Annotated in this window: 16 protein-coding genes and 4 tRNA genes; all 20 read right to left on the reverse strand. The window is 36.0% G+C overall.

Translation table 11 applies throughout. The features are described from left to right. Positions 1-54 precede the first annotated feature (54 nt). Positions 55-423 (reverse strand): 50S ribosomal protein L7/L12, encoded by a 369-nt coding sequence (rplL, locus tag SBO79_RS00230; RefSeq protein WP_318641042.1) that lies wholly within the window; start codon positions 421-423, stop codon positions 55-57. A 77-nt stretch (positions 424-500) separates the two neighbouring features. Continuing rightward, positions 501-998: a 50S ribosomal protein L10 gene (gene rplJ, locus SBO79_RS00235; protein ID WP_318641043.1), complete on the reverse strand. Its 498-nt coding sequence runs from the start codon at positions 996-998 to the stop codon at positions 501-503. 23 nt (positions 999-1,021) lie between these two features. Next, on the reverse strand, positions 1,022-1,711 hold the full coding sequence (gene rplA, locus SBO79_RS00240) for a 50S ribosomal protein L1 (RefSeq protein WP_318641044.1): 690 nt from the start codon (positions 1,709-1,711) through the stop codon (positions 1,022-1,024). A gap of 13 nt (positions 1,712-1,724) precedes the next feature. Further along, positions 1,725-2,162, reverse strand: a complete 438-nt coding sequence (gene rplK / locus SBO79_RS00245; protein WP_318641045.1) for a 50S ribosomal protein L11 — start codon at positions 2,160-2,162, stop codon at positions 1,725-1,727. 64 nt (positions 2,163-2,226) lie between these two features. Next, positions 2,227-2,778 carry a transcription termination/antitermination protein NusG gene (nusG, locus tag SBO79_RS00250; RefSeq protein ID WP_318641046.1) on the reverse strand — a complete coding sequence of 184 codons (552 nt, stop codon included), beginning with the start codon at positions 2,776-2,778 and terminating at the stop codon, positions 2,227-2,229. A 9-nt stretch (positions 2,779-2,787) separates the two neighbouring features. Beyond that, positions 2,788-2,982 carry a preprotein translocase subunit SecE gene (gene secE, locus SBO79_RS00255; RefSeq protein WP_318641047.1) on the reverse strand — a complete coding sequence of 65 codons (195 nt, stop codon included), beginning with the start codon at positions 2,980-2,982 and terminating at the stop codon, positions 2,788-2,790. A gap of 20 nt (positions 2,983-3,002) precedes the next feature. After that, positions 3,003-3,073 (reverse strand) — tRNA-Trp (locus tag SBO79_RS00260). A 57-nt stretch (positions 3,074-3,130) separates the two neighbouring features. Then, positions 3,131-4,324, reverse strand: coding sequence for an elongation factor Tu (gene tuf, locus SBO79_RS00265; RefSeq protein ID WP_318641048.1), 1,194 nt, complete (start codon positions 4,322-4,324; stop codon positions 3,131-3,133). Between the two features lie 49 nt (positions 4,325-4,373). After that, positions 4,374-4,445 (reverse strand) — tRNA-Thr (locus SBO79_RS00270). A gap of 103 nt (positions 4,446-4,548) precedes the next feature. Further along, positions 4,549-4,629 (reverse strand) — tRNA-Tyr (locus tag SBO79_RS00275). Between the two features lie 156 nt (positions 4,630-4,785). Further along, positions 4,786-4,859: transfer RNA gene (locus tag SBO79_RS00280), tRNA-Thr, on the reverse strand. A 90-nt stretch (positions 4,860-4,949) separates the two neighbouring features. After that, positions 4,950-5,252 (reverse strand): ribosome hibernation-promoting factor, HPF/YfiA family, encoded by a 303-nt coding sequence (hpf, locus tag SBO79_RS00285; RefSeq protein WP_318641049.1) that lies wholly within the window; start codon positions 5,250-5,252, stop codon positions 4,950-4,952. Positions 5,253-5,281: 29 nt separating this feature from the next. Beyond that, on the reverse strand, positions 5,282-6,178 hold the full coding sequence (locus SBO79_RS00290) for a tyrosine-type recombinase/integrase (RefSeq protein WP_318641050.1): 897 nt from the start codon (positions 6,176-6,178) through the stop codon (positions 5,282-5,284). Between the two features lie 303 nt (positions 6,179-6,481). After that, entirely contained in the window at positions 6,482-6,676 is a 195-nt protein-coding gene (gene rpsU, locus SBO79_RS00295; protein WP_318641051.1) for a 30S ribosomal protein S21, read from the reverse strand. Positions 6,677-7,147: 471 nt separating this feature from the next. Beyond that, positions 7,148-8,317: an acyl-CoA dehydrogenase family protein gene (locus SBO79_RS00300; RefSeq protein WP_318641052.1), complete on the reverse strand. Its 1,170-nt coding sequence runs from the start codon at positions 8,315-8,317 to the stop codon at positions 7,148-7,150. 19 nt (positions 8,318-8,336) lie between these two features. Continuing rightward, positions 8,337-9,212: a ComEA family DNA-binding protein gene (locus SBO79_RS00305; RefSeq protein WP_318641053.1), complete on the reverse strand. Its 876-nt coding sequence runs from the start codon at positions 9,210-9,212 to the stop codon at positions 8,337-8,339. Between the two features lie 16 nt (positions 9,213-9,228). Further along, on the reverse strand, positions 9,229-9,456 hold the full coding sequence (locus SBO79_RS00310; protein ID WP_318641054.1) for a PspC domain-containing protein: 228 nt from the start codon (positions 9,454-9,456) through the stop codon (positions 9,229-9,231). Further along, positions 9,457-10,776 carry a DUF2851 family protein gene (locus SBO79_RS00315; protein WP_318641055.1) on the reverse strand — a complete coding sequence of 440 codons (1,320 nt, stop codon included), beginning with the start codon at positions 10,774-10,776 and terminating at the stop codon, positions 9,457-9,459. A gap of 413 nt (positions 10,777-11,189) precedes the next feature. Continuing rightward, positions 11,190-12,548 (reverse strand): pyridoxal-phosphate dependent enzyme, encoded by a 1,359-nt coding sequence (locus SBO79_RS00320; protein WP_318641056.1) that lies wholly within the window; start codon positions 12,546-12,548, stop codon positions 11,190-11,192. An 86-nt stretch (positions 12,549-12,634) separates the two neighbouring features. Beyond that, a complete protein-coding gene (locus tag SBO79_RS00325) occupies positions 12,635-14,572 on the reverse strand; it encodes a putative porin (protein ID WP_318641057.1) in 1,938 nt (645 codons plus the stop codon). Positions 14,573-14,604: the final 32 nt, after the last annotated feature.

Raw genomic sequence — 14,604 nt, forward strand, 5'->3', positions numbered from 1 at the left:
GCCTTTGAACATCACTGTTCAAAGCCTAAACCTAGATTTTCTTAAGTATGTAGCTTATTTAAGCTCAACTACAGCTCCAGCATCTTCTAAAGATTTTTTAAGACCTTCAGCCTCATCTTTAGTGATTCCTTCTTTAATGTTAGAAGGAGCGCTATCAACTAGATCTTTAGCTTCTTTCAAACCTAAACCAGTTAATTCTTTAACCGCTTTTACAACTGCAAGTTTAGAAGCACCAGCTTCTTTCAATACAACTGTAAATTCTGTTTGCTCTTCAGCAGCAGCAGCATCACCACCACCTGACATTACTACAGCAGCAGCAGCAGGCTCAATACCGTACTCGTCTTTTAATATTGTTGCAAGATCGTTAACTTCTTTTACCGTAAGGTTAACTAATTGTTCTGCGAATTGTTTCAAATCTGCCATTTTTTCTATCGTTTTAAAATGAATTTGTAAAATATAATTTATTAATTGTGCGCGTAATACGTTCTTAGTTTAGAAAACTAAGCCTCAACCTCTTCGTCTTTGAATTGGTTAAGAAGAGCTGAAATAACTCTTTGAGCAGGTGATTGAAGCAATCCAATGATTTCTCCGATAACCTCTTCTTTAGATTTAAGTGATGCTAATGAATCTAATAATTCATCACCAATATAAATTTCAGAATTTATGAAAGCTCCTTTTAAAACCGGTAATTTCGATTTTTTACGGAAATCTTTAATAATTTTTGCTGGACCGTTTGCTACCTCAGAAAGAAATATTGAAGTGTTTCCTTTTAATGTTTCTGGCAAAGCGCCATAGTCATTAGAAGATGCTTCCATTGCTTTTGCAAGCAATGTATTCTTTACTACTTCTAATTGGATTCCTGCTTTGTAGCAAGCTCTTCTTAGATTTGAAGTTGTCTCTGCATTAAGTCCTGAGATATCTGCTAAGTAAACAATTTTAGAACTCTCTAACTGTGCAGTTAAATCTTCAATCGCGATTGATTTTTCTTCTCTAGTCATACTAAAAGTTTTTTAACTACCAATTAGACTGCCTTAGGATCCAAAGCAATTGCTGGACTCATAGTGCTTGAAAGGTGCATACTTTTGATGTAAGTTCCTTTAGCCGCAGTTGGTTTAAGTTTGATTAATGTTTGAATAATTTCCTGAGCATTTTCGTTGATTTGTTCAGCAGTGAAAGATACTCTTCCAATTCCAGCATGAACAATTCCAGTTTTGTCAACTTTAAAGTCGATTTTACCTGCTTTAACTTCTTGAACAGCTTTTGCTACATCCATAGTAACAGTACCTGTTTTAGGGTTAGGCATAAGACCTCTAGGTCCTAAGATTCTTCCTAATGGTCCAAGTTTACCCATTACAGCTGGCATTGTGATAATTACATCAACATCTGTCCAACCATCTTTAATTTTTTGTAGGTACTCATCAAGTCCAACATAGTCAGCACCAGCTGCAGTAGCTTCTGCTTCTTTGTCTGGCGTAACTAATGCAAGAACTCTTACATCTTTACCAGTACCATGAGGAAGTGTTACAACACCTCTAACCATTTGATTCGCTTTTCTTGGATCTACACCCAATCTTACCGAAATATCTACAGATTCATCAAATTTTGCCGAAGCAACCTCTTTAACTAATGCTGATGCATCTTTTAAAGAATACTGCTTGCTTCTATCAATTTTAGAAGCTGCCTCTTTTTGTTTTTTTGTCAATTTTGCCATGTCTTGTTTCTAATTAAAAAGGAGAATCTCCCGTTACAGTTATACCCATAGACCTAGCAGTACCTGCGATCATGCTCATTGCTTTCTCTACGGTAAATGCATTTAAATCCACCATTTTATCGTCAGCAATTGTGCGGATTTGATCCCATGACACATTGGCAACTTTTTTACGATTAGGTTCACCGGAACCGGACTTTAGCTTAGCAGCTTCCATTAACTGGACAGCAGCTGGTGGTGTTTTTACAACAAAATCAAATGATTTGTCTTTGTACACAGTAATTTGCACTGGGCAAATTTTGCCGGCTTTATCTTGTGTTCTTGCATTAAATTGCTTGCAAAACTCCATGATATTAACACCAGCAGCACCTAAAGCAGGTCCAACCGGTGGCGATGGATTCGCGGCACCTCCCTTAACTTGTAGTTTAACTACTTTACTAATCTCTTTAGCCATTTTTTAAAAATTTTTCACACCTATTATTGGAAGCAATAAGTATGGTTTATTAATGTAACAAATATTATACTTTTTCAACCTGCATAAAGCCAAGTTCTAATGGAGTTTTTCTTCCGAAAATTTTCACCATTACCTCCACTTTACGTTTCTCTTCATTGATTTTTTCAACCGTACCGTTAAACCCATTAAATGGCCCATCGATCACTTTGATTGTTTCACCTAGCATGAAGGCAACAGCTCTAGAATCGCCTGTAACAGCAAGTTCATCAACTTTACCTAACATTCGGTTAACCTCTGAAATTCTTAATGGCACAGGATCACCACCTTTTACCTCGCCAAGAAAACCAATTACACTAGTTATTGATTTAATTATATGAGGAATTTCTCCCGCTAGATTGGCTTCGATCATTACGTAGCCAGGGAAGTATACTTTATCTTTAACGATTTTTTTTCCTTCTTTTACTGTAACTACTTTTTCTGTAGGTACAAGCACTTGCGAAACAAAATCGCCCATGCCCAATCTGTTGATTTCAGTCTCGATGTAAGCTTTTACTTTGTTCTCTTGACCGCTTACCGCTCTTACAACATACCACTTCTTTACATTATTGTCTGACATCACAAATATTTAGGCTTTGATCCAATTAAAGAAACCTGCTAAAGCCGTAGAAAAAACTTCATCCACACCCCATGTAGCAAGTGCAAAAATTATCGAAAACACTGCCACGATAATTGTCAATCGCTGCACTTCTGCCCACTCAGGCCATGTTGTTTGAGTTCTTAGCTCAACGTAGGCTTCTGATATATAATTGAAAACATTCATTAGAAACTATTTTTTAATTGCACGGGCGGAGGGATTCGAACCCCCATCAACGGTTTTGGAGACCGCTATTCTACCCTTGAACTACGCCCGTAGAATAAACTGGCAGTTTGCAGAACAAACTGCCAGTTTTATTAATTATTTGATATTCTTAAGAAAGAATCTCAGTTACCTGACCTGCACCTACAGTTCTACCACCTTCACGGATAGCGAAACGCAATCCAAGACTCATAGCGATAGGGCTTAACAAAGAAACATTAATTGTTAAGTTGTCTCCTGGCATTACCATCTCTACACCTTCTGGCAAAGTGATAACTCCTGTTACGTCAGTTGTACGTACGTAAAACTGTGGACGGTAGTTATTATGAAATGGTGTGTGACGACCACCTTCTTCTTTTTTCAAGATATAAACCTCTGCTTTAAAGTTAGCGTGTGGTTTTACAGATCCTGGCTTAACGATTACCATTCCTCTTTTGATTGATTCTTTATCAACACCTCTCAAAAGTAGACCTACGTTATCTCCAGCTTCACCTCTATCAAGGATTTTACGGAACATCTCAACTCCAGTAATAGTAGAAGTTAATTTGTCAGCTCCCATTCCAATGATTTCAACAGCATCTCCTGTATTAGCAATACCAGTTTCGATACGACCTGTAGCAACAGTTCCACGTCCTGTAATTGTAAATACATCTTCTACTGGCATCAAGAAAGGTTTTGCAGTATCACGCACTGGCTCTTCGATCCATGCATCAACAGCTTCCATCAATTCAAGAATTTTTGGTACCCATGTAGCATCTCCGTTCAATCCACCTAAAGCAGATCCTTGGATAACTGGACCATTATCACCATCATATTCGTAGAAAGACAATAAGTCTCTGATTTCCATTTCAACTAGCTCTAAAAGCTCAGCATCATCAACCATATCCACTTTGTTCATGAATACAACGATTCTAGGAATACCTACTTGGCGACCTAAAAGGATGTGCTCACGTGTTTGTGGCATTGGTCCATCAGTTGCAGCTACAACTAGAATAGCACCATCCATTTGAGCAGCACCTGTAACCATGTTTTTTACGTAATCCGCGTGACCTGGACAGTCAACGTGAGCGTAATGACGATTAGCAGTTTCATATTCAACGTGAGATGTATTAATTGTAATACCTCTTTCTTTTTCTTCTGGAGCGTTATCAATTTGGTCAAACGACTTTGCAACGTTTTTAGAATAACCTGCATCAGTCATACATTTTGATATCGCTGCAGTCAAAGTAGTTTTTCCGTGATCTACGTGCCCAATTGTACCAATGTTCAAGTGGGGCTTGCTACGGTTAAAGGTTTCTTTTGCCATTTTACTTAATTTTAATCTTAGTTATATATAATTAGTGTTCAAATTCTTGAGCCAATGACGGGAATTGAACCCGTGACCTCTTCCTTACCAAGGAAGCACTCTACCCCTGAGCTACATCGGCAGAGCTCTTTACTTAATGTGTTTCGTTAAAAAACGAAACACAAACTTTTTAAGCAAGTTTACTCGAAAGCGAGCTTTCGGATTAACTCTTATTAAAAAGTTTGTGGGGAGAGCAGGATTCGAACCTGCGAAGTTTACACAGCAGATTTACAGTCTGCCCTCGTTGGCCGCTTGAGTATCTCCCCCTTTTGACTTTGATATTGGAATTTAAATCTAGGCATTGAGCCAAATATAAAAACGAAATCAACAAAATCACTTTCCATTATTTCAGACCTGTACATTTTACAGGCAATTTCGACCTTGAATTCAGAAATCTTCTATAAGAAATCTTCATTCTTTTGAGCCGGCGGAGGGACTCGAACCCACGACCTGCTGATTACAAATCAGCTGCTCTAGCCAACTGAGCTACGCTGGCATTATTCAATAAAAAAAGTCCGCTATTTCTAACGGACTGCAAATGTATATGATTTTGTTTTTTATTCAAAACATTTATCGATTTATTTTGCTAAATATGTGTTCTTAATTTTTCTTTTCGTTTTAATAGAGATCTTTCCAATGCTTCAGCCGCAGAAACTACTGCTTCTTCAAAGGTTTTACATTTTTTTTGGACTACAAATTCGTCGCCAGGAACATTCATTTTGATATCGACGCATTTATTTTCTTTTTCACTGGAATTTTCCGTCTTTAAGTACACGTCAGCAAAAACCACTTTATCATAATATTTTTCCAAACTATCCATTCTTTCTTGAATGAAATTAACTAGCTTTTGATCAACACTAAAGTTGACCGCGTGAACATTTACTTTCATATTCTATACTATTAAAGGTTAATAAATAACTAACTATCATTCTGTTCTCTTGGATGCGCGCCCGCATACGATTTTTTGAGTTCAGCCAAACTGCTGTGTGTGTACACTTGAGTTGATGCCAAACTCGAATGTCCTAATAATTCCTTTATTGAATTTAGATCAGCTCCATTATTAAGCAAATGTGTAGCAAACGAATGTCGTACTATATGCGGACTTCGTTTTGCCTTTTCGGACACAAGACCAAAGTACGAATTTATTAATCTATAGACAAACGAAATATTTAACTTCTTACCCTTGTCGGTGACAAAAAGAGAGTCGGTCTCGGATGAGATATTAACAGTTTTTCTTAATATTCTATATTCTGCAATCTTTTTACTAATAATTGGAAGTATAGGAATCAGCCGTTCTTTTTTACGCTTTCCTAACACCTTAATTACGTCGGCCTGAACATTATTTACTGTTAACTCGATTAATTCGGCACGCCTTATCCCAGTTGCGTAAAAAAGGTCGATTATCAGTTTATCTCGTACTCCCGAAAAATCATCGGTAAATTTAATATCGTTTAAAACAGCGCTCATTTCTTTTTCTGAGAAGGGCAATTGCAATTTGGTTTCCGTCTTTAAAGCCCGATGCTTTTGCAAGGGATTTGTGGAGTTAATTTCGATTAATTGTAGAAATTTGTAAAAGGATTTTAGTGATGCAATCTTCCTATTAATCGATCGATTGCTTATTCCTGAGTTTGCAAGTTCAATAATCCAAGTTCGAATATCTGCATACTGGACATCTTCCAAACTGCTATCTGCAAATAAATTGAAATGAAAAGCAGCGAATTCGATTAAGTCTTTTTGATAGGCTAACCTTGTCAACGGCGAGTATTTTTTTTCTTTTTCTAAATAATCTGTAAATGCTTGTTGATTTGTTGTCATCGTAGAAATTGAATGAAAGGTAAAGTTAGAAAAAACCAGTCAAGAAGTAAACTTCTAGAAACTAAATTTTCTAATCAACCGCTATCTTGCGAGAAGGATGGAAGTGGAAATCCATTATTGTGGCTTTGCGGAGCAAAAGCTACAATAAAGATTGGGAGCGGACAGCCTGACGGGAGCCACCTGATACGCTGTATTTTTTCTGAAAGTTCTGGCTCGCGGCTCGTCCAAAAAAATACAAAAATCCACTATCTCAGAGACAAATGCCTTTGAAATAGTGGATTTAAAACTTATAAAATAGAAATACTAGTTCTCTAAATTGTCCTTCATGTTCTGAATGTAAGCTGCTTTCTGCAATTTCATTCTGTTTGCAACTGATGGTTTCATGAAAGCCGTACGCGCACGTAACTGACGAACAGTTCCCGTTTTGTCGAACTTTCTTTTATAGCGCTTTAATGCTCTATCGATATTTTCTCCGTCCTTAATTGGTATTATTAACATAATGTAGACACCTCCTCTCGTTAAGTGTGCAAAAGTACGAAAGTTATTTGAATAAACAATTCTTTCTTTAGCGAAATCAAATATAGCAAATTTCAAAACCAATAAAAAGTAAGATAAAAATCTAAAATTGTGCACTATACACTAATTTTTCAACATCGAACGTTGATACAACTATCTATTATCTACTGCGATTTTTGTAAACTTGTTGATTATACCTGCAAAAAAGATGGAGGATCGCAACTTTACATCGCCCGTTGCAATACCACTCAGCGCACAATAACAACCTCACTTAAAAATTTTTAAACGAAAAACGAAAAATCTTGAAAATCACTTACCGTCCTATAAAAGCGCAGAATAATTAAAAAATTAGGAAACTAATAAACACAAAAAAAGTCGCTTTCGCGACTTTCTCATATATATAATTAAGCTCATAGATCAACTTTCTAGTAAAGATGAAAGATAAGTAAAAGTTTATTTAACTGCTGGTTGATAATTTTGTTTATCAATAATCATTTTTGACAAAATTTCCTTCATTATTTCTGAAGTTCCTCCGCCAATTGGCCCTAATCGACTATCTCTCATCAAACGCGCTAATGGATATTCTTCCATATATCCATATCCGCCAAGCATTTGCAAACAACTGTAAATTGTATCGTCAGCAACTTTTGTTGATTTTAATTTTGCCATACTAGCTTCTTTTACGACATATTCGCCTTGATTTAATCTTGCAACTGCGTCATAGTTAAATAACTTACAATGCGCAACTTCAGTAGCATGCTCCACCATCGTGTGACGCAAAGCTTGAAATTTGCTAATTGTAGTGCCAAAAGCTTCACGGCTGCCCATGTAGTCAATCGTGTAATCTAAAGCATATTCAGCTCTAGCGTGTGCATTAACCGCCATGATTAAACGCTCAAAAGCAAAATGCTGCATTATATAAGGAAACCCTTTTCCTTCCTCACCCATCAAATTGTCTGCGCTAATTTCTACGTTATCAAAAGCTATTTCCGCAGTATCTGACGCTCTCCAACCTAACTTATTAAGTTTTGTAGCCGATACACCTTTCAAGTTTGTGTCGACTAAAAAAATACTAATTCCCTTGTTTCCAAGTTCAGGACTTGTTTTTGCCGCCACTACATAGTAGTCAGCATAAATTCCGTTGGTTATGAAAGTTTTGGAGCCATTAATAATATATTTATCTCCGCTTCTAACCGCAGTAGTTTTCATTCCTGCTACATCGCTACCACCAAAAGGTTCTGAAATACAAAGTGCACCAATCTTATCACCAGCAATACTTGGCGCTAAATAATCTTGCTTAATTCGCTCATCTCCTTCTGCATTTAAGTGTGTCATTGCTAAATATGCGTGTGCCCACATCGCAGCGGCAAAGCCTGATGATTTTATCTTCTGAAGTTCTTCTAACAAGATAACAGTGTAAAATAAATCTAGATTCATCCCACCATACGCTTCTGGATAATTGATACCGAAGAAGCCCATGTCGCCAAATTTTTTCCAAATAAAGCGATCAATCGTCCCAGTTTCCTCCCATTTCTCAATATGCGGCACAACCTCCTTCTGTAAAAAGTCTTTTAGACTTTGTCTAAACGAATCATGCTCTTCTGAAAAATATGTTGATCTCATAAATGTCTAATTTCAATTTTTAGAAGTCCAAATATAAGGCAATAATATGAGCTTTCTCAGCGGGAAAGCCCTTTATTTTTGTTAATTCGCTAACTGATTGTATACTGCCATTCATACTTCTATAAACAACAATTTTTTTTGCGATATTATAATCGAAATAGGGAAACTGCTGAAGTTCTTTTATAGAAAGATCGTTAATTTTAATTTTAAATACTTGTGGCTGATGTAAAATTTTAAAATTCTTTTTAGTATTTTCTATCACCTCTGGCGAAAGTCCCCAAATAAAGTCTATTTGCTCCATCGAAAGAAATGCACCAAACTTTGATCGTTCCTTCAAAATCCTTTCAGACAAAGCCGGCCCTATTCCGTACACTTTAATTAGATCTTCGGCTGTTGCCAAATTAATATCTTTGACTACAAGTTTTTCTGTAGTTTTGAAGCTTTCAAACTTTTTGAAGGCACTTCTTTTATTTTTAGTAACCCAATCAGGGAATTTAAAATAAGGTGAAATTGTTGCAAGTAGTGAATCAGAAACCTTGGTTACTTGCTGAAATTCTGAGGCTGAATTTACATATTTATTTGACTTTCTATATTCAAATAACCGATCAATTTCTGCAACTGACATTCCGAGTTGATAGCCTTTGTAATCAGTTATGAAATTAGGGTTGAATGGATATATCTTTCGTTTAAAATTCTTTTTTTCAATTTTGAGCGAATCAACGACCGACTGCAATTTATTCCATTCATAAGTGTCTGCAAGCGGATCTTCTTTGGGGGTAAAGTCGACAAAGATATAAAAACATTGAAGTGCGAAAATAATTACAAACAAAACGGCGAGTCCACGGCGATGATTTTTACTAAAGTAGAGCAGCGTCCGGAGTTCTCGAAATTTCATATACAATTATTTTAAATCATAAGTCAAATACAGATGTTCGTTTGCCTCTAATAAGGTCCTTGAGTTTGAGCCAGAATGCCAGTGTTAAGTAAACTCCAAACCAAAGACCTGCGGTGACAAAAGATATATATATAAAAAATAGACGCACGGAACTTGTGCGCATCCCTAATTTGTCGGCAAGTCTGGAGGCCGCATTAAAACCGTGCTTTTCAGAAAAATATTTTAACTTTAATATTAACGACATTTATTGGCTATTTGTATCGGCTTCAAAGTTACAAACTTTATAATCGTTTTCATTCCTTTTCAATAATGCAATACCCACTGCACATTCAAGGCATCGCTTCTTATCACAATATTCATTTTTTAATTGCAGCAACGATTGGGAATCGAATCCGTTGTCTGCTCTAATTCCGTATTCAGAAAATTTCTGAATTGTGCTATTATTTTCTGGAGTCAATTGTTCCATTAGTGCAATTATCTCGGCAGATATATCCTTTCCTAAACTTTTAGCGTAAGCAAATTTTAGAGGAATTATAGTATTAATTATTTGCAACTCGACAAATAATCTGCTTAGCGATTTTCGTTTCTTGGGACTTACTTTATCAAACTGATAATGCGTTTCCCAATACTCTGGAATATTTAGGGTAAAAATCTTCTCTATTTCCTGATTATTTTCGCTTGCAATAACACTTGTAAAGAGATTTTGTTGCAAATGATATAATTGTGCTAATTGCGCTAGTCTGATGGTCGGAAAATTGTCTGGGCGATGTTTAAAGAAACTTGGCTCTGGAAGGATACAATCTTGGAGTTGGAACTTATGCAGACTATATTGATACTGTTTCTTGAGTGTTTGATAATAAACTTCTTCCCTTTCTTGATCCAATAATCCGAGCCGTCCAAAAAATAATGCAGTTAATTTATCAACATCATTGCTTTGTTTTAGTATTATCGGGAAGGGAATGGATTGCGCCATTTGCATAAATGCATTTCCATTGCTATTTAATCCAAAAGATTTTGCAAGCATTATAAATAAAACTGCTTCCCAATCATTGTTCATTGATTTTAGAAGCTCATCGACTTGTAACAATTTTCTTTCGAGTCGTTCAAAGAATAGTCTTTCTTGCCAGTTTTTAAATAGAAAGGGGTCAACTATAGCAATATCATTTTCGCAGAAAATCCATCTCTTCGGCGCCATCAATTTTTCATAACCTTCCAATGTAGCTGATGCAACGTATTTTTTGAGCTCTAAAGTAGGAATCGCGCTATTATCTTCTCGAAAGATTTCAATATCGTGCTCCCAAACAACGTGCAGAATTACATTATCATAGGCCGAATCTTGTTCATGATGATGCACATACCAATCTGAAGATTTGAGATGAATCTCTACATTTCCTGCCCACTTTTGATTGTCGATAATAATTTGAGCGTTAAAAAAATCTGGACCTGCAAGCTTAGTGTATTGTCCCACGCTTAGAATCTGCACAGATTTGCCCGAAGTAGATTGCAGATTTGAAATCTGAAATTTCTTATAAAGCCAAAGGTGATGTAAAAATTCTTCTCTCATGGCAGCAAATTTTCGACACTTAAAAATAGTCAAAAAATTGATATACAGTACTTAAAGCATCGAATTAAAATTTAAAGTAAGATGAAATTTTATTGTAGAAAGACGATTTTTATTTGGGCGAGCCGGAAGCCATCAGGTTTTCGGTAAAGTTGAATTTTATCGCTTGGCTTCCGTCAGGCTGTCCGTTCCCAATCTTTCTTGTAGCTTTTGCTCCGCAACACTACAAGAAAGGATTTTCTCTACCATCCTTCTCGCAAAACCGCGCTGAAAAGAGCTTACAGTTTAATAAACAAGTTTTATCTTACTGACTTCCTTCCGCAATCAAGCAATAATTCTGACAAGGAATTGGCATAAAAGTAAAAAAGCCACCGCATACCTGCGATGGCCTTCTGTAAATTAAGAATCATTTCAGATTATATAATTGCTATAAGATCATGTTTTGTTACTATATGAAATTTATCGCTACCGAAGTCAATCAGCACAGCTTGATTTTCTTTGGTAAACAAAGGCATCAATTCTTTAATTGAGGATCCGGCTTTTACAATTGGATACGGTTTGCCCATTACGGTGTGTAAAGGTTTGTTCAGGACATCTTGATCGGCAGCGAATGCTTGAATTAAGTCTGACTCATCAATAGACCCTACAAATCCTGTACTATCAGTTACTGGAATTTGCGAGATTTTAAATTTGCGCATTCTCATAATTGCGTGCGAAACCAACTCTTCTGTCTTTGCAGTAATAAGCGGTTTGTCAATATGAGATCTGATTGCATCTTCCACAACTTGGAAATCCTCGTCTAGATAACCCATTTCCTTCATCCACTCATCATTAAACATCTTCCCAACATACCTACTCCCCGAATCGTGAAAAAGAACTACTACAACATCTTCAGCTTTAAAGTGCTCTTTTAATTGCAACAATCCTTTGATTGCAGATCCAGCAGAGTTTCCAACAAAAATTCCTTCTTCAAGAGCAATTTTCCTGGTATAAACCGCGGCATCTTTGTCTGTTACTTTCGTAAATCCATCGATTAAAGAAAAGTCTACATTCTTTGGAAGAATGTCTTCACCTATTCCTTCGGTAACATATGAGTAAATTTCGTTTTCATCAAAAATTCCTGTTTCGTGGTATTTTTTAAAGACTGATCCGTAAGTATCAATTCCCCAGATTTTAATATTTGGATTTTTTTCTTTTAGATATTTAGCAACACCTGAAATTGTTCCACCCGTTCCAACACCTACAACAAAGTGAGTAATCTTTCCGTCGGTTTGCTTCCAAATCTCAGGACCTGTCTGCTCATAGTGTGCAATTGCATTTGATGGATTGTCATATTGATTTACATACCATGAATTTGGAGTTTCCTCAGAAAGTCTCTTAGAAACTGAATAATATGAACGTGGATCTGTCGGTTCGACATCAGTAGGACAGACAATAACTTCGGCACCAACGGCTCTCAAGATATCCATTTTCTCTTTGGATTGTTTATCAGAAATCACACAGATTAATTTATATCCCTTTACAATTGCGACCAAAGCCAGACCCATTCCGGTATTTCCTGAAGTTCCTTCGATAATTGTTCCACCGGGTTGCAATACACCGCTTGCTTCCGCATCTTCGATCATTTTGACTGCCATTCTGTCTTTTACCGAATTTCCTGGGTTAAAAGTTTCAATTTTGGCCAAAACTAGAGCTTCAACTTCTTGAGTTACTTTATTTAGACGAACCAATGGCGTGTTACCAATTGTTCCAAGTATATTTTCTGAATAGTTCATTATACTATTTTTTATTTATAATTTTAAAAACACAAAGATACAGATTACTTTAAACCTGACCGAATCGATGTAAATTGCGGTTGATTTTATTGAAAAAAGTTCCACACAAGACCAAATCGCAACATAAAGTCACGGTACGGATAGTGGGGTGAAGAATAGAAGGTATTTCCCGTAAATGGAGAATTAAAGTGTTCGGCCTTTACATAAATTCTAGTCCGCTGAATACGTAAATTCACGAAGAAATCTACCATAGGAAAATTCCCTATCTCCTTCTGATTTTGCACAAACGATTCTCCCAAGATTGGATTGTATTCATTTGCATAAAATTTTGTAAAATAATTTAAAGTTACCCCTGTTTGAAAGTACAGTGCTTTCTTAAATAGATGATCACTATAGTACAAGGTGTTACGAGTCACAAACTCAGGGACGTTTAAAATTGCCTCGGACTGCTGCACCTGTTGATATAGTACTGTATTATCTAAAGCAAACTTCCCGTAGCGAAATTCCTTTCCCGCCTGAATATTTAGGTAATTAATTGACTCTGTATATTGCTGTGGCGTGATTATTTGAAATAAATCTTCAACATCATCCGTAAAATACAAATGATCATTCAAAATTTGATAATTAGCCGAAACGTCAACCCACGGACTTTTTACCGACGCACTGAAGCTATTAATTTTTTCGTTTTTAAAATTATTCGACCAATTATAGCCCAAATAAGAACTTTGTTGCAAGTTGTAAATATGATCAGGGATTTTTGAAAGATTTGTATATTCGAATTCGACAGCCATCCTTTCTGAGAAATTATATAAAAGGTTTCCTTTGATCGTAGAAGACGCAGGACCATTAAAGCTACTGCTGATTAAGCCGCTAATTTCTAGATTGTTTTTCGCGTAAGCGTACTTTCCTCCTGCTCTATTAAGTTCTGTATTAATTGAAGATGGAATAATTTGATTGTCCGCAATTATTATTTTATTATAATAATTATTATCTCTAAAATCTTCAACAAAAAATTCAAATCTACCTAATAAGGAGTTTTCAAATTCGACTCCAAATCTATTATATAATTTATTATAGCGACTTTTATTAATAATTTCACCAGTTTGACTCGCATCACCAAATCGTTGCAGATCGGTTGTAGTACCATCACTGTCAAGAATACTCGAAATCAAAGTTGTTTGTTTAAAATTGTAGGTTTCGTATTCGTAATTAATCTGATGGTTAATCTTCCAATTGGAACTGGCATTTTCTTTATTAATTCGGAATGAATGATCTAAAAAAACACTAGACCCTTTTAATAGTGTTTCGGCATCTTTAAAGTACACTTCAAGTCTCGGCCTCGAATTAAAAGCAGCATCTTCACCTTCAAAATCTTCGTCAGATGTTAGACCGCCATTTTCGCCATTCATTATGTCTTGTGCTACAAAGTGCGCATTGGCAACATAACGTTTGTTATCCGCCGCATAACTAGAAGTAAATCTAAAATTCCCGGTGCTAGAAAGCTGATTGATATATTTGCCCAACGAACGTAGTCCTTTGTAGGCAACAGAAAAATTAAATTGCGGTGAAGTATTAACTGTAATAAAAGCGTCGAGATTCTGACCTTGCTCCATTACGGTTTTAAAATACAGTTCAGTAAAAGGCGTTGCTACAGAATAATAATTGATGTCATCGGTACCCATAAAATTAAACTTCTTTGCATGGTGGCCAGAAGATGGCAAAGTGTTATACTTTTTCAAAGAAAACTTAAGTCTGGTGTAGGATTGACCTTCATTTGCGAATGGCAAAAGCCCAAATAAATCTTTACGCAAATAATTATATTTATATTCCGATTGAATAGTCAAAGAAGTATCAGCATAAATTGTATCTCCCTGCAAGGAGTAGATTTTATACTGGTCGATGCTAGCCTTTGGCAATTCCTCTTTTTTGAAAGCATTGTCGTCGCCGACCTCCTTTTCTTCTTGGCCGAATGAAAGGACGCTGCTACACAATAAAAACAGAACAAATATATTTAGTAATTTCATAGTCATTAAATCGTTCGCAAAAATACATAAAA

This window comes from Flavobacterium ardleyense (assembly GCF_033547075.1).
Taxonomy (GTDB): domain Bacteria; phylum Bacteroidota; class Bacteroidia; order Flavobacteriales; family Flavobacteriaceae; genus Flavobacterium; species Flavobacterium ardleyense_A.